Raw genomic sequence first — 15,817 nt, forward strand, 5'->3', positions numbered from 1 at the left:
CCGCCGCTTTTGAGCGTTTTGTAACAAGAGAGATAGAAGACAAGCCCTGGGAAGGCGATAAACCCGACCACCGTAGACTTACTCAACTTATAGAGATTTGGTTTACACGCTACGGCGTCACACTTGCTAATGGTGCTGTGGTGTATAGCAAACTACTCAAGATGTCAGATGCGATGGGTAATCCAGTTGCTCCCCTTCTCAATGCCAAGTTGTATTCAGAATTTCGTAGCCAGCGTATGCATGGCCAGATTAGTTTTGTCGACGACAGGTGGCAAAAAGGCGCACCGAGTATCGCGACACTCAACTCTGAACTCGCCAGATTTAAAGCCGTATTCAGCAAACTTAAGGAACTGGGTGAATGGAAACTGCCCAATCCTGTAGAAGAAGTAAAACCATTTAAAGATCACGAACGCAGCATGGCTTTCTTACACAAAGAACAGATAACCCTGTTACTTGAGCTAGTTGGACAACACAATCGCAAGGATATGCTCAAGATTGTGAAACTTTGCCTAGCTACCGGGGCACGTTGGAATGAGGCAGCGCAACTTAACGGCTCTCAGCTCACTAAATACAAAGTTACCTATACAAACACAAAAACTAAGAAGAATCGCTCTGTGCCTATCTCTGAAGAGCTATATGACGAGATCCATAAGCCAACTGCTGGCAAGTTGTTTGAAGAGTGCTACACGCCCTTCTGCTACATTCTGAAGAATAAACTTGGCATTACCCTTCCCTCGGGCCAGGCTTCACACGTTCTGCGCCATTCTTTCGCCAGCCACTTTATGATGAATGGTGGCAACATTCTTGTTCTGAGAGACATCCTTGGCCATGCCGATATCAGCATGACAATGCGCTATGCCCACTTCGCACCTGATCACCTGTCTGAGGCGATCACTCGCAACCCACTCGCGGATTCGTAGTCATCGCCATAAAATTTTTTCGGCGGCTGTCGCCACTTTGTCGCCATTTAACGATTTTCAGACAAAAAAAGAGCCGCAATTTGCGGCTCTCTATTATTCGTATTTTTCGAAGTATTGGCTTACTTCTCTTTACCGAATACGTTGTTCTCTTGCTCTTGTACGCGGATGAAGGTAGTACGCTTCGTTAGCTCTTTAAGCTTTGCTGCACCTACGTAGGTACAGGTTGAACGTACGCCGCCAAGGATGTCTGAGATAGTGCCGTGAACGCTACCGCGGTATGGCAATAGTACGGTTTTTCCTTCAGCTGCGCGGTACTTAGCAACACCACCTGAGTGCTTGTCCATCGCTGACTGAGAAGACATGCCGTAGAACTTCATGAAGGTCTCACCATCTTTCTCTATGATTTCGCCGCCTGACTCTTCGTGACCCGCTAACATACCGCCAAGCATCACGAAGTCTGCACCGCCGCCAAACGCTTTTGATACGTCACCCGCGCATGAACAACCGCCGTCACCGATGATCATACCACCCAGGCCGTGCGCCGCATCACCACACTCAATGATTGCAGAAAGCTGAGGATAACCCACACCCGTTTTGACACGAGTAGTACATACTGAACCTGGGCCAATGCCCACTTTTACGATGTCTGCGCCAGCAAGAATAAGCTCTTCACACATATCACCAGTAACCACGTTACCCGCAGAGATCACTTTGTCTGGAAACTCTGCACGTACACGCTCTACGTACTCAACTAAATGTTCTGAGTAGCCGTTCGCGATATCAACACAGATAAAGATGAGCTCGTCAGAAAGCGCCATGATGTCTTTTGTTTTTTGGAAATCTGCGTCAGAAGTTCCAGTAGACACCATCACGTTTTTTAGCGTTGCGTTGTCAGCAGATTTTACGAAGTCTGCCCAGTCGTTCACTGTGTAGTGTTTGTGAACGGCTGTCATTACACCATGCTCAGCCAGTGCTTTAGCCATTTCAAAGCTACCAACTGAATCCATGTTCGCTGCGATTACAGGCACACCAGACCATTGACGACCACTATGCTTGAATGTAAAATCGCGGGTTAAATTTACTTGAGAACGGCTTTTCAGGGTAGAACGTTTCGGGCGAAACAGTACATCTTTAAAACCTAACTTAAGTTCTTGTTCGATACGCATTGTGTAATTCCTTGATTCATATGTATATGTGTCATCTCAGAGTGCGTAGTGAAACCGTTGGCAGACGGGTTCACTGTTCTTCGGACACAAAAAAACCGGAGCGTTGGCAGACGCTCCGGTTTTCAGCATTATAGGCTGTGATTTCTTTCCTACAAGTCTGATATTTGCATTTTTTTTGTGTTACCATCTTGAAAATCGCATATCAAAAATCCCTTTCAAGACACTCTTTTTTCTTCTTAATTAACAAATTCAACAACTTAAGAAAACCTAAAAGCTAATCCATTGCGCAAACCTTTGCGTCATTCACTTTTATCTTGGCCGATATACCTCTCAAAGCTGATTAAAACTCAACCGTTTAATCTTCAATCTCGCGTATACATCTCAAAGATCATTAAAGAAATTTCACTTTTAAAGTCACATTTTCGCCCGAGATTCAGTTTTTCGCTCGCTTAATATGAGTCGCAGCGCGAAGAGTCTCCACGACATCTGTGGCTAATAATCCCACTTCTCCATGTTTTTCTGCATTGAGATCGGCAGCGTGGCTATGAATCATGACTCCTAATCGCGCTGCGATAGAGATCGGTAAACCTTTGGCAAGCAGTGCGCCAATCACACCAGAAAGTACGTCACCCATTCCGCCCGTCGCCATGCCCGGATTACCTGCGAGGCACACATACATTCTGACACCATCAAAAACCAGCGTTCCTGCACCTTTTAACACCACTACGCCACCATAGCGTTCTTGCAGTTGGCGTGCTGCGGAATATCGATCACTTTCAATCTGTTGAGTGGTCACATTTAACAAGCGAGCGGCTTCTCCCGGATGAGGAGTGATGACGCGTTGGTTGTCACACACCAATGTGCCATCACATCGTTGACTTAACATTGCCAGAATATTTAGACCATCCGCATCCACAACTTTCGGTTTTTGTTCTTGAGATAGGTATTGATAAGCTTGATACGCCCACTCATCGTCGCCAAAACCGGGGCCAAACACCAAAACATCCGCCCAGCGAATACGCTTAGTGAGCGCGTTTTCCGTATCTCTGAGTAAATCCGTGGTTATGCTTTGACTCATCACTTCTGGGCAACTGACCTGCAGAGGGATGAAACTATCTGGGTGCGTAATACTTGCTGTTAACCCTGCCCCGCTTCGAACCGCCGCAGACGCGCACAAACGGATTGCACCAGACATACCTTGATTCCCGCCGACGCAAAGTAATTTACCGTTATCGCCTTTGTGATCGGTCGCTTTTGGCTTTGGGAGCAAACGAGGGATGACTTTATGGTCAATGCCCAGTGCGCTTTCTTCTTCTATGGAATCGAATTCCACGTTGACGCCCAAGCCACAAAAGTGCAGCTCGCCAATTCGGTCTCTCGCTTGAGCGGTACATAACCCTTGCTTAACGCCAATAAACGTAACTGTATGGTCAGCTTGAATTGCGTCACCTAAAACTGAGCCAGTGTTAGCGCACAAGCCGGACGGGATATCGACCGCAATAACCGGGCACTGAATTTGGTTGATCTGCTCTATATAACGACGATATTCAGTTCGGACTTCACCCTTTAGCCCCGTGCCTAACATAGCGTCGATGATCACTTCCGCTTCAAGTAACGCAGTATTCCAATCATCCCAACTGCTGTTTTTACCATCAACGGTTTGCCAGTCTTGATACGCACGCAATGCATCGCCCTGAAGCTGCGTTACATCACCAATTTGAAAAACTTGAACATTCAACTGAGCTTGTTTTGCAAGGGATGCAAACACGTAGCCATCGCCGCCGTTGTTGCCTTTGCCACAAACGACAAGAACGTTTTTCGCTCTTGGGTATAAATGAAGAAATCGTTCGTAAACAGCCATGCCAGCTCGCTGCATTAGGCTATACATAGAAACGCCTGCCATGTGGGCGGCAACCACTTCTCCGTTTTTGACTTGCTCGGCGGTGTAGAGTTTTAAGGCGAGATTAAAGTCCATATTTACGTTCTGCGCATTGGGGAAACACAATTATAAGTATACAAAAAAGCCAAGGTTCCCCTTGGCTTTTAACGAATAAATTTCAATCGCTATTTATGTTGTGACATCAAGGCTTCTGCTGTCGCGTCTTGGATAGACAAAAACAGTGAGTTGATTTTTCCAGTTGGCGTTCGCATTGGGTTGAGCGTTACGTTCTGGTACATAAACTCCGCCTGTTGTGTAACAGGGCGTACGTTGCGGCAGCGGAACAAATACGGACGTTGACGCCACGTAATAAAGCTTCTACAACCCAAGTCGTACACGGGTTTCGTCTTCAACTTAAACCATTCCGGCGGGATTTCCGGGAAGATATCGAAGATCGAACGGCCAATTGCCTCATGCGATTGCAAACCGCTGTGGTGCGTCATAAAACCGTTCCAGACTTGAACATTGTAATCTCGATCAATCACCACCAACCCCATATCGACGTTCTGTACCATGTCGACCATCCAATGGAATTGTTCAAACTCTGCTGGCATATTCAACATTAGAACTCCTCCATTAGGTATGCGAGTTTGTTGTCAAGCAACGGCAGCGATTCATCAACAAACATAAACAGCAAATCACAGCGAATCGATGTGCCTTCGATGTTGTAGCTCACTTCAAACGTCATTGTGCGTTTGAATGCGCCCGTTGTGGACTCAATAATGGAATCAATCGAAATGTGCTGACCAAGCAATACCGGCGGACTTTGGAAGAAACGCACTTCTGATTGCTCGCCTAAACCATTTAGGAACGAGCCAACCAAGATGTTAGAGATATCCATCAACAGCTCGAGTTCTTCAAGCTCTTCACTGTCGGCTGGCACTTTCATCAGCTTTTTCAGATCCGATACGCTAGAGTCACTCAAAATGACCAATGCTTCCCCGGCAATGCCTTCGCCACAAAAACCCTGACACACGCCTGATACGTTATCGTGCGATGCCAAGTCACGCAGCGCCATGTGAAGCTCGCTCACTTCAAAGATATTCACGTTTGGTAAAGGCAGTTGAACAAATACGTCAAAATGGCGAGCTAACGCGTCGGCAGCTCGGCCGATAGAAACGTTCGCCACTTCCATGTAAATATCGCGTCGGCGGAGAATTGGCAGCTCAATCACGCTTGGTGTGATGATAAGCGGTCGAGGCTCTGGCTCAATCAGCTCTTTGAGGGCGTTTTTTAGCTCATCTTTTGCGATGGGCTTTTGAATAAATGCTTTGGCACCTAACGCGAAAACGCGCTCTTTGGCTTTGGGTTGAATGTCCCCCGACACAACCACAACTGGCGTTTTGTTTCCTAAACGCTGCATGTTTTCTAAGGTTTCAAAACCGTCCATTTCTGGCATGGTGAGGTCAAGAAACATCAGTTTAAATTCTTTTTGCGCTAATTCTTCAAGCGCATTTTTTCCGTGGATAGCAAACGTAATATCCGGATTCAATGTTGCTGGCAGTGATCTAGCCATCTGCTTGCGTGCTAACGCTGAATCATCACAGATGAGTACAGGAAAAGACATTCAATCACCTTTTTATATTCAACAATCTGCGCTGGAGTCTACCAGATTGTTACCGCATATAGTACGAGAAAACTGACGAGGAATTTGTATTTTTTGTTTATGCAGTAAGCATACGCAAGATCAATAGATGAGTGAACCTAGCCAACAAGAAACAACGCATTTCACTGTCGATTTAGTGACATCGAACAAAGCCTACTGACCATTCTCAGCCCTTGATACGCATAGGGTTGCGTTTATCTAAGCTCCAGAAAACCGAGAAAAAGTTCGTTACTTGCTAAAGTGAAGAAAGGAAAGATGAAACATCAAAAAAGGCATCTAATAAGATGCCTTAAGTAAAATCACGATGCTAATACGCTTTCTATGGCACACCGTGACCTTTCGAAGCAACCCAAACTCGATACCATTGCTCGCGAGTCAATTCGATATTCAGTGCATTCACGGCCGTTTGCACACGCTCAATTTTCCCTGAACCAATGATTGGAATTGGCTTAGATGGCAAGCGACGTACCCAAGCGTAAATAACTTGGTCAATGCTGGTCGCACCCACTTCTTCACGAATCGCTTCTAGCTCGTTACGAACGCGAATCGCTTGCTCGCTTTCCCCACTGAAGATTGAGCCGCCACCTAAACAAGACCAAGCCATTGGACGCGTGCGCAACATTTGCATTTGGTCCAGCGTTCCATCGTGCGCAACCTCAAAATTAAGCGGGTTGATTTCCACTTGGTTAGTCACAAGAGGTTTACCAAGGCGCGATTGCAGCAATTCGAACTGACGTGGCGTAAAGTTGGACACACCAAAGTGCTTCACTTTACCTACTTTGTGCAGCTCCGTGAATGCTTCCGCAACTTCATCAGCATCCATCAATACATCTGGACGATGGATCAATAGCACATCGATTTCATCCACATTTAAGCGCTCAAGTGAGTTGTTCACTGATTGGTAAATGTGTGCCGAACTTGTGTCGTAGTGATTAATTTTGCGTTCAGGTGTTTTGTCACCACACAAATTAATGTCACATTTGGTCACGATCTGGATTTGGTCGCGTACGCTTTTATCCAAGGCTAACGCTTCACCAAACAACGCTTCACATTCGTAGTTACCGTAAATGTCTGCGTGATCGACCGTAGTGATCCCTAACTCAATATGTTGCTTAAGAAATGACAAACGCTCTTGAGCCGTCATTCCCCAATCTGCCGCACGCCAATATCCTTGAACTAGCTCTGAAAATTCAGGGCCATTTGGTGCAGTCACAACTTTTGCAACCATGGGTTTTCTCCTTCAATTGAACTGCATTCATCCTAGTCTTGTTTTCACGTCGTCTCAACGGGTAAACTTTCGCAATTCGAACTGGAGTACGAAATATGTCTTTTGCCCAACGTTTAGCCACTTTGATTGGCGAAGAAAGCATCAGCGGATTTGCACGACGCGTTGATGTGTCGGAAGCGCTCATCCGAAAGTACCTAAAAGGCAGCGAACCTAGCCTAACCAAAGCCAATCAGATTGCGATGCGGGCTAACTGCTCTCTTGAATGGTTAGCGACGGGTTGCGGTTATCTCTACCGTCGTGCTGAAGTGGTGGATATGGATGCCTATAAATTGGCTTTCCAACACGTGATGAATGAAGAGCTGACAGAAGATAAAGAAGAGCTTCATCGAAAGCTCATTGCAGGGTACCAATACCTGCGCGCACATAAAAAGGCAGACGGATTTTTAGATGAATCCGCCATGGCGACATTTCTTGCTTTGCATAAAGAGACTAAAGCCGAGTAAGTCGCAACTCGATCATTTCGCCATCACTGCGTAAAGTAATGACTACGTGCGGTGATGGCTCTGTAAACTCATCTGCTTTTACCCAAACCATCGACCTCTCAATCTCTGGCGGGTAGCGATTTATCAGCAACACCACTTCTTTGTCGACCTCTCCTGCAGATCTGTTTTTCAGCGACGCTGCGACATCGTATTGATCGTTGCCGATTGCTAAGCTTCGCATCACCAAACCATCTTTTCTTAGATTAAGAATGAGCTCACTCAGCGTTTGTCTCTGATACTCGGTTAAAAAGGAGAATTGCGCTTTCTTTTCTTCGAATACCACCTCGCCGTATAGCGTCTGCTGATAGTAGGAAAACTCATCTAAACAGAAAGAGCGGCCGAGATTTTCTGTCTCGCCAATCTGCACATCACACGGATACCAGTTCCCATCATGTTGAATCTGTTCACTCAGTTTCTGGTACGGTGTAGAAGACAAGACTTCTTGCCACCAGCGCTGCGAAGCCAATGAAGAAAAGGATGCCGCGACACAGCAGAAAAATAGCAAAGTTCGAGAAGCAAATCGCATGGTGTGTTTAAAGTGAAAAACGTAAACAACGACCTTAACGCTAGGCTTAGATTTATCAAAGAGAATATTTTAGAGGCGAGTACGAAAATGTTATCTAGCAGACATTAAGAAGGCGCACTCTTGCGTGCGCCTCTACCTCGTTACTCAATCGTGAGTTTGCGAATCGATGATGTCTATTGATGCATCCCGAACATAAAACGAGGACTTACTGTAGGGTTTGAATCCATCCAAATTGTGTGTAAAACCTCACATCCCTCCTTCTGAAGCAGTCATGTTGCTTTACACTTAAAGCATGGTTCATTTTGCTCAGAAAACAAGTTTTTTTATATCAAAAAACCGCCAAATATGAGAGCAATAGCACAATCCTAAATAATGGTTGTCGTCGAGATTCTTCGAACACTCAATAGTGGAAAGCTAAATTGCATCTTTACTGATTAGGTCTAGACTCTCCGAAGCGTATACTTTCGTTCTTCCTTTCCACAAGCTTCAGGAGAATTTGTTAATGACCAAACGAGAGAGAATTGTGAAATCTGTGTTAGCGCACGTACCGAAAGATGCGATTAACCAGTTTGTCTCTCGAGGGTCCACACCATTTTCTGTCCTGATTATGGCCGCCATCGTCGGCACATTAGCTGGTTTCGTCGGTACTTACTTCGAACTTGCGGTTCATTTTGTTTCTGAAACCCGCACCGAATGGCTGAGAAGCGAAATCGGTAGCGTACTTCCTCTTTGGCTTGCTGCGGTGCTGATCAGCGCGCTGCTTGCTTTTATTGGCTACTTTCTTGTTCACCGCTTTGCCCCAGAGGCGGCGGGCTCAGGTATCCCTGAAATTGAAGGCGCGATGGACAACATTCGTCCTGTGCGTTGGTGGCGAGTCCTGCCAGTAAAATTCTTCGGCGGCATGGGCGCACTTGGCTCTGGTATGGTGCTCGGTCGTGAAGGCCCAACGGTGCAAATGGGCGGTGCTGTAGGTCGAATGGTGACCGATATTTTCCGCGTTAAAGATGACGATACCCGCCATTCCCTGCTCGCTTCTGGTGCTGCTGGCGGTTTGGCTGCGGCCTTTAATGCACCGCTTGCGGGGATCATGTTCGTAGTTGAGGAAATGCGACCTCAGTTTCGCTACTCGCTTATCTCGATTCGTGCCGTGATCATTTCTGCCATTATGGCGAACATTGTGTTCCGCGCCATCAATGGTCAAGACGCCGTAATCACCATGCCGCAATATCAATCCCCAGCGCTACAAACCTTGTGGTTGTTCCTATTGCTTGGCGCACTGTTTGGCGTGTTTGGCGTGATCTTCAACAAACTGATTACAGTGGCGCAAGACAGCTTTGTTGCTATTCATAAAAACGATCGTAAGCGTTACCTGATCACGGGCTCAATTTTGGGCGGCGTATTTGGCCTGCTGTTGCTTTACGTACCTCAATTAACAGGCGGAGGCATTGCACTTATTCCCGATGTCACAACAGGTAACTACTCGATCTCTATTTTAGTGCTGCTGTTTATTGGTCGCGTGGTCACAACTTTGCTTTGCTTTGGCTCTGGCGCACCAGGCGGTATTTTCGCGCCAATGCTCGCGCTGGGCACATTGTTTGGATACGCATTTGGCGCAAGCGCAGATGTTCTGTTGCCAACGCTTGATATAGAACCAGGCGTCTTTGCGATTGCAGGAATGGGAGCGCTGTTCGCTGCGACAGTTCGCGCGCCTATCACCGGTATTTTGTTGGTGATCGAAATGACCAACAACTACTATCTGATTCTTCCGCTAATCATTACCTGTCTAGGAGCGGTGATTGTCGCACAGTTGCTTGGTGGACAACCTATTTACAGCCAGTTGCTGCATCGTACGCTTAAAAATGACAAGCTACGTCAACAAGATCTCCCTGAAAATCAGGCCTCCTAGGCAACTTAAAGCACTCCGGCTCCAAACCTACTTGTAAGTATCACGAATGTTTGGAGCCTGCATTTCTATAATTTTGCAACGGTTCGCAAATATTCGATACCAAACTCACAAAATTCTCATTCTCTGATATTTACCCATCATGTTTAGGCGTCATCGCCTGTTAAACTTGTTAATATTCGCGCCATAAAATAGAGCAATTGTTCCACTCAAATCCGCCCATTACAGGCCAAAATGAGTCAACAATTGCGTAAAACATGCGTTGAAAATTCGCGTTTCGCAATGCAAGGCAGCAGCAAGCTAAGATGAAGATAATCAACGTTCTGATTCCACACCGTTCGCGATTTTCACACGCAAAGCAGCCAAAGATAATTTGGTTTTAAACATCACTTTTCGTTTCATTCGGGCAAAATCAATTCGGAGTAGATTTGAACTGGAAAAGACTTGTGCAGTTTTATAGTGTCCCGCCTTCTCAAGCGGCGCTGGCACTGGGTATGATCGGGCTTGGCCAAGCGTGGGCGCTCTATGTTCCCGATATTGGTACGCCAATTCGTCCTTTTCTGGCTTCATTTGGCGCGTTATTGCTCGCTCCCGTTCTGATTAAGTACGCCACCAATCCTCGCCTATTTATGGCGGATATTAAGCACCCGTTAAGTGGTAGCTTAATGGCACCAATGAGTATGGCATTATTGATCCTGACCGATTATCTCGCGTCGGTTTCACCACTCATTGCCTATCCCCTTTGGTGTTTAGCTGTGCTGCTGCATTTTACAATGATGGTGCTGTTTTTTGGCTTCCAGCTCATGAACTTCAAAATGTCGAACATCGTCCCGAGCTGGTTCCTCTACCCTGTTGGATTAATCAGTAGCTCATTGGCTGGTTCGCAATTCGGTCATAATCTATTTTCCGAAACCCTCGCGATCATGTGTATCGGCATTTACTTCTTTATGCTGCCACTGGTGTTGTATCGCTTGGTGTTTTTTGGCTCGCTGCCAAGACGAGCAAGACCAACACTCGCAATTATGGCCGCGCCAGTTAACTTGTCACTGGCAGCTTATTTAGTGAATTTTCCCCAACCCGACCCTATTCTGACGGGCGCATTGGCGGGGATCGCGATCACAATGACGCTACTGATCTACTTATGTTATTTCCGCTTACTTCGATTGAAGTTCCAACCCTCGATCGCAGCGGTGACTTTTCCTTCAGTCATCAGCGCCATTGCGATGCACCGGTTAACCTCTTTTTTCGCACAATCTCATCCTCAATGGTATTGGTTACACGATTTCGGCTTTTTAGAACTCAGTATCGCGACCGTATTGGTCGTTTGGGTATCGGCAGGTTATGTGAAAATGTACTGGCCAGAAATTGTAAGAACCCCGACCAAACAAGCATAAAAAAACGTTTTTTATCACTATCAACAAAGTATTAACCCGTAAACTTCGCCATGAAGTTACCGACGTTAGTCAAACTCGATGCAGCCATCACGATAACAATCGCTGCTCCAGTTAGCGTTAAGTACATTGGGTGTTGGTAGTCACCGACGATATCTTTGCGTTTTGTCGCAACTAAGACGGTACCCAAAACGATAGGAAGGATAATACTGTTCACTAAACCCGCGAGCATAAGTAAAAGAATTGGCATGTCCATGGTAACCGTGCCTAGCGAGGTTAGGATAATGAAGCCGACACACCACGCTTTTTCGTTTCGTGCCACAACAGGGAAAAGCGTCTTAATTAATGAGATAGCCATGTAAGAGTTGCCCACCACAGATGTGATGGAAGCGACAAACAGTACTAAGCCAAAGATGAAGTAACCAAGCTGGCCAGCACCTTGACGGAAAGCGTCGGCTGCCGGGTTAGCTGAATCCAACGTTGCGCCTGTCGCGATAACACCAAATACAGCTAAAAACAGTAGTACGCGAATAACCACCGCAATAGAGATACCAGCCCACGCCGTTGAAGTGATGGAAGGTACGTTCTCTTTACCTTTCAAGCCGATGTCCACTAGACGTTGTGCACCCGTGTAGTAACCGCCAACTGCGCCGCCAACGATAGTCAATGTAGGCAGAAGCAAGCTTCCAACATCCATAGGCATCACCGCTGCACTTAGTGTCTCTCCCATCGGAGGTAAGCTCGTCATTGCCACATATGCAATCAGAACAATCATGAACAAGCCAAGGTAGCGAGCCATTTGGTCCATTCGTTTGGAGGCGTTATGAACCACAAACAGCAAACAGCCAACCACACCAGTAAACAGCGCACCCCAAGTCGTGTCCACGCCCGTTAACACATTAATGCCTAACGCCGCGCCACTTACGTTGCCAAAGTTAAACGCCACAGCTCCAAGCGCAAGGAGAATACCGACACCATAACCCATACCCGGTGCCACTTTGTTCGCAATGTCTTGGATTCGCATGCCAGAAACGCCCACAATGCGCCACAAGTTCATCACGATACCAAACGTGATAAAGATCGAAGCCAATACTGGAAACGCCATGTCGACTTTGTAGATGTTCGTGAAAACAGCAGTTTGAGTCAAAAAGCCTGGGCCAACAGAGGTCGTCGCCATCAAAAACGCGACACTTAGCATGGCTTTCTTTTGCCAACTGGTTTCTGTTACAGGAGCGGAAATGGAAGAGGTGCTGATAGTGCTTTGTGTAGTCATGCCAAGTCTCAAATTTGTTGTCTTTCTATTATTAGAAAAAAAGAAAGACAACTGACCGAGATCAGCTGAACTTAGAGAGATATCTCTTTTCAAAACAAACGATTACACGTTGTAGCCGTTCATTGGGCGCATATACTAAGAGCAACGAATGTGACTGTCAACACACAATTGCATAAATATTATTTATTGCGACTCACCTACCCATGATTCATGGTATAAAAAAGGATGGCACGTTGCCATCCTCTCTCAAATCTATACTTCGCTTTGACTAGCGTAAACCATGCAGAAACTCAGCGCGGGTGGCTGGGTTGCTCTTAAAAATACCACCTAAAGCTGTGGTTGTCGTTTCGCTGGTTGCATCCATAACACCACGTGATTTCACGCAGTAATGCGTCGCGTCGATAGTCACGGCCACATCGTCAGACTCAAGCAATATTTGCAAAGCAACTAGGATTTGCTGTGTCATACGCTCTTGAACTTGAGGACGCTGCGCGAAAAAACGGACAATACGGTTGATCTTAGAGAGACCAATGATTTTACCACGAGGGATATACGCAACGGCCGCTTTGCCGTCGATCGTGACAAGATGGTGTTCACACGTGCTGGTTACGGTGATGTCTTTCACGCGAACCATTTCACTTACGTTCATCTTGTTTTCAATAACCGTGATTTTTGGGAAGTTGGAGTAATCCAAACCAGAGAAAATCTCGTCCACGTACATTTTTGCAATGCGATGTGGCGTCTCTTCTAGGCTGTCATCCGTAAGGTCGAGTTGAAGCAGGGTTAGGATCTCACGCATGTGGTGCTCGATCTTTTCTTTCTTCTCTTCACGGCTCACGGCATTAGGACGCATTGGTGTTTCTAAACCGCGTTGCTCTAGCGCTTCTTTTACTAACTTCGCTGACTCGCTAAGACCTGACATTCCACTTCCTCTTTTGTAACTACCACTCTCGGTGCGAAATACAATTGCAGTGTTTTCATCCCGTTAGCGTCTAAGTTGCTCAGTTAGATGTTCATATCGCCAAGGCACATAACAAGAATACACTGAGCCGTTTTCTTTAGTTCCGATAGGCGTTTACCCCTTTCGGATGGGTGACAAGGATACTCGGATTTTTGAATAATTACACCCATATTTTATAGGTGGACATTCTTACCAAGTCCGATTTTATGGTAGAGTTGCCACAAAACAAAAGAACATAGGATTATCTCAATGGGCTGCTGCGACGCACCTGGCTTGATGCCAATTGAAGAAGCGATGGACAAAATGTTATCGCGCATCAAACCTATCCAAACGACACTTTCTCTTCCTCTTGCTGATGCTCTGGGTTTTGTACTGGCCGAAGACGTTTTATCGCCAATTCACGTACCGCCTTTTGACAACTCAGCAATGGACGGTTATGCAATCCGTATTCAAGATTTAGAAGCGTCGACTGTATTGCCGATGGTGGGCAAATCCTTTGCGGGCCAACCTTTTGAAGGTGAATGGCCAACAGGCACTTGTGTTCGAATCATGACTGGCGCGAAAATTCCGGAAGGTTGCGATGCCGTTATCATGCAAGAAAACACGACCGTGACCGAAGCGGGTATCCAGTTCAACCAAACGGATGTGAAGCCTCAAAATAACATCCGCCCAACTGGTGACGACATCAAGCAAGGCGATATCGTATTAGCAAAAGGCGCGCGCCTAACACCACGCGATATTCCAATGATTGCTTCTCTTGGCGTAAGCCATATCACTGTTGTGCGTAAACCGAAGGTGGCGTTTTTCTCGACAGGTGATGAACTTAAACCATTAGGTGAGCCACTCGAAGCTGGTCAAATCTACGACAGCAACCGTTACGGCATTAAACCGCTTATCGAAAACTTTGGCTGTGAAGCGATTGATCTTGGCATTATCCCTGACTGCCCAGAAACATTAAAAGCAACGTTTGAAAAAGCACAAACGCTCGCGGATGTGGTTGTCACCTCTGGCGGCGTCAGTGTGGGCGAAGCAGACTACACCAAGGACATTCTTGAACAACTTGGGGAAATCGGTTTTTGGAAACTGGCAATCAAGCCGGGTAAACCTTTCGCATTTGGTAAGTTAAGTACAGCTTGGTTCTGTGGTCTACCAGGTAACCCTGTATCTGCTGTGCTAACCATGTACGTACTTGTTCAACCAATGTTGGCGAAATTAGCTGGCCATACTGAATGGAAAGCACCTGAGTCTATCCCTGCTACGACAAAAACTGCATTTAAGAAAGCGCCGGGCCGCACGGACTACCAACGTGGCATCTACACGCTAGAAGATGGCAAATTTGTCGTTGAAACGACTGGCAACCAAAGTTCTGGTGCCTTCCGCTCAATGAGTTTGGCAAACTGCTTTGTGGTGTTGGAACGAGAGCGTGGCCGCGTGGAAGTTGGCGAAACAGTTCAAATCCAACTGTTTAACTCAACGTTATACTAGGAACGTGCCGTGGATATTCTTTCCGATCAGGAGATGCTGCGCTATAACCGCCAGATCATTCTTCGCCAGTTCGATTTCGAAGGGCAAGAAGCGCTCAAACAAAGCTCCGTGCTTATTTTAGGTGCGGGCGGTTTAGGCTGTGCTTCTAGCCAATACCTCGCCACAGCAGGTGTCGGCAGTATTACGCTCATCGATGACGACATTGTAGAGCTCTCTAATTTGCAGCGCCAAGTATTACACCACGACACAGATATCGGCCGCAAAAAGGTGGATTCTGCCGCCGATGCGCTGCGAGAACTTAACCCTCACGTCGAGGTAAACACCGTTGCCAAACGTCTCGATGATGCTCAACTTCAAGCTTTGATTGAACAACACACTGTGGTAGTTGATGCGTCTGATAACGTCGACACTCGTAACCAACTGAACCGCCTCTGCTTTGCAACGAAAACCCCACTTATCTCTGGTGCGGCAATTCGTATGGAAGGTCAAGTGAGCGTGTTTACGTACGACGATCCAACTCAACCTTGTTACCAGTGCTTGAGTGCACTATTTGGTAGCGGTGCACTAAGCTGCGTTGAAGCGGGTGTAATGGCACCAGTGGTCGGGATTGTGGGCGCTGTACAAGCGATGGAAACCATCAAGGTGATCGCAAATTACGGGCAGCCAAAGAAAGGGAAAATCCTTATTCTCGATGCACTCAGCATGTCGTGGAGAGAAATGAACTTGATGAAAATACCCACCTGCCCTGTTTGTGGGTAAGTAACGCATTCGCTCCCGTGTCAATCGGTTCTCAAAAAGCTCAACGCAACGTTGGGCTTTTTTCTTATTCTGAGATTCAAAATTAAAACCTCGAACTTTTAGTTGTCAATATCCTTCA

14 protein-coding genes are annotated in these 15,817 nt (G+C 46.5%); 6 read left to right on the forward strand and 8 right to left on the reverse strand.

The window, feature by feature from the left end; translation table 11 throughout:
- The coding region (locus OU793_RS22015; RefSeq protein ID WP_274647837.1) for a tyrosine-type recombinase/integrase at window positions 1–920 on the forward strand (920 nt) is incomplete at its 5' end.
- A 119-nt stretch (window positions 921–1,039) separates the two neighbouring features.
- On the opposite strand, the gene OU793_RS22020 is transcribed toward OU793_RS22015, so the two are convergent.
- From OU793_RS22020 to OU793_RS22040, 5 genes are all read right to left on the reverse strand, one after another.
- Window positions 1,040–2,086 (reverse strand): GMP reductase, encoded by a 1,047-nt coding sequence (locus tag OU793_RS22020; protein WP_015313401.1) that lies wholly within the window; start codon window positions 2,084–2,086, stop codon window positions 1,040–1,042.
- A gap of 433 nt (window positions 2,087–2,519) precedes the next feature.
- The gene (locus OU793_RS22025; RefSeq protein WP_140102991.1) at window positions 2,520–4,061 is read right to left on the reverse strand and encodes an NAD(P)H-hydrate dehydratase; all 1,542 of its coding nucleotides are present in this window, start codon (window positions 4,059–4,061) and stop codon (window positions 2,520–2,522) included.
- An 89-nt stretch (window positions 4,062–4,150) separates the two neighbouring features.
- Window positions 4,151–4,588 carry a PAS domain-containing protein gene (locus OU793_RS22030; protein ID WP_005463573.1) on the reverse strand — a complete coding sequence of 146 codons (438 nt, stop codon included), beginning with the start codon at window positions 4,586–4,588 and terminating at the stop codon, window positions 4,151–4,153.
- Entirely contained in the window at window positions 4,588–5,592 is a 1,005-nt protein-coding gene (locus OU793_RS22035; protein ID WP_005463571.1) for a response regulator, read from the reverse strand. Before OU793_RS22035 ends, OU793_RS22030 begins: the two co-directional genes overlap by 1 nt.
- Window positions 5,593–5,950: 358 nt before the next feature.
- On the reverse strand, window positions 5,951–6,859 hold the full coding sequence (locus OU793_RS22040; RefSeq protein ID WP_005487989.1) for an aldo/keto reductase family oxidoreductase: 909 nt from the start codon (window positions 6,857–6,859) through the stop codon (window positions 5,951–5,953).
- A 95-nt stretch (window positions 6,860–6,954) separates the two neighbouring features.
- On the opposite strand from OU793_RS22040, the gene OU793_RS22045 reads away from it, so the two are divergent.
- Window positions 6,955–7,362 (forward strand): transcriptional regulator, encoded by a 408-nt coding sequence (locus tag OU793_RS22045; RefSeq protein WP_005499247.1) that lies wholly within the window; start codon window positions 6,955–6,957, stop codon window positions 7,360–7,362.
- On the opposite strand, the gene OU793_RS22050 is transcribed toward OU793_RS22045, so the two are convergent.
- Window positions 7,349–7,927, reverse strand: coding sequence for a hypothetical protein (locus OU793_RS22050; RefSeq protein WP_017447391.1), 579 nt, complete (start codon window positions 7,925–7,927; stop codon window positions 7,349–7,351). The two genes, OU793_RS22045 and OU793_RS22050, sit on opposite strands and share 14 nt — an antisense overlap.
- 502 nt (window positions 7,928–8,429) lie before the next feature.
- On the opposite strand from OU793_RS22050, the gene clcA reads away from it, so the two are divergent.
- Window positions 8,430–9,833 (forward strand): H(+)/Cl(-) exchange transporter ClcA, encoded by a 1,404-nt coding sequence (gene clcA, locus OU793_RS22055; RefSeq protein ID WP_005463563.1) that lies wholly within the window; start codon window positions 8,430–8,432, stop codon window positions 9,831–9,833.
- Window positions 9,834–10,276: 443 nt separating this feature from the next.
- Window positions 10,277–11,224 (forward strand): TDT family transporter, encoded by a 948-nt coding sequence (locus tag OU793_RS22060; protein ID WP_180793834.1) that lies wholly within the window; start codon window positions 10,277–10,279, stop codon window positions 11,222–11,224.
- Window positions 11,225–11,255: 31 nt separating this feature from the next.
- Here OU793_RS22060 and OU793_RS22065 read toward each other — a convergent pair whose 3' ends face one another.
- Together OU793_RS22065 and folE are read right to left on the reverse strand one after the other, a co-directional pair.
- Window positions 11,256–12,494, reverse strand: coding sequence for an NRAMP family divalent metal transporter (locus tag OU793_RS22065; RefSeq protein ID WP_005463559.1), 1,239 nt, complete (start codon window positions 12,492–12,494; stop codon window positions 11,256–11,258).
- 268 nt (window positions 12,495–12,762) lie between these two features.
- Complete coding sequence (gene folE / locus OU793_RS22070) at window positions 12,763–13,416, reverse strand: GTP cyclohydrolase I FolE (protein WP_140102993.1); 654 nt, start codon at window positions 13,414–13,416, stop codon at window positions 12,763–12,765.
- Between the two features lie 288 nt (window positions 13,417–13,704).
- Here folE and moeA point away from each other — a divergent pair, with 288 nt between their 5' ends.
- The gene (gene moeA, locus OU793_RS22075; RefSeq protein WP_005477201.1) at window positions 13,705–14,940 is read left to right on the forward strand and encodes a molybdopterin molybdotransferase MoeA; all 1,236 of its coding nucleotides are present in this window, start codon (window positions 13,705–13,707) and stop codon (window positions 14,938–14,940) included.
- A 9-nt stretch (window positions 14,941–14,949) separates the two neighbouring features.
- Complete coding sequence (gene moeB, locus OU793_RS22080; protein ID WP_029843866.1) at window positions 14,950–15,699, forward strand: molybdopterin-synthase adenylyltransferase MoeB; 750 nt, start codon at window positions 14,950–14,952, stop codon at window positions 15,697–15,699.
- Window positions 15,700–15,817: the final 118 nt, after the last annotated feature.

Origin of the sequence: Vibrio sp. VP6 (assembly GCF_028823755.1) — a bacterium.
In the GTDB taxonomy this organism is placed as follows: Bacteria; Pseudomonadota; Gammaproteobacteria; order Enterobacterales; family Vibrionaceae; genus Vibrio; species Vibrio parahaemolyticus.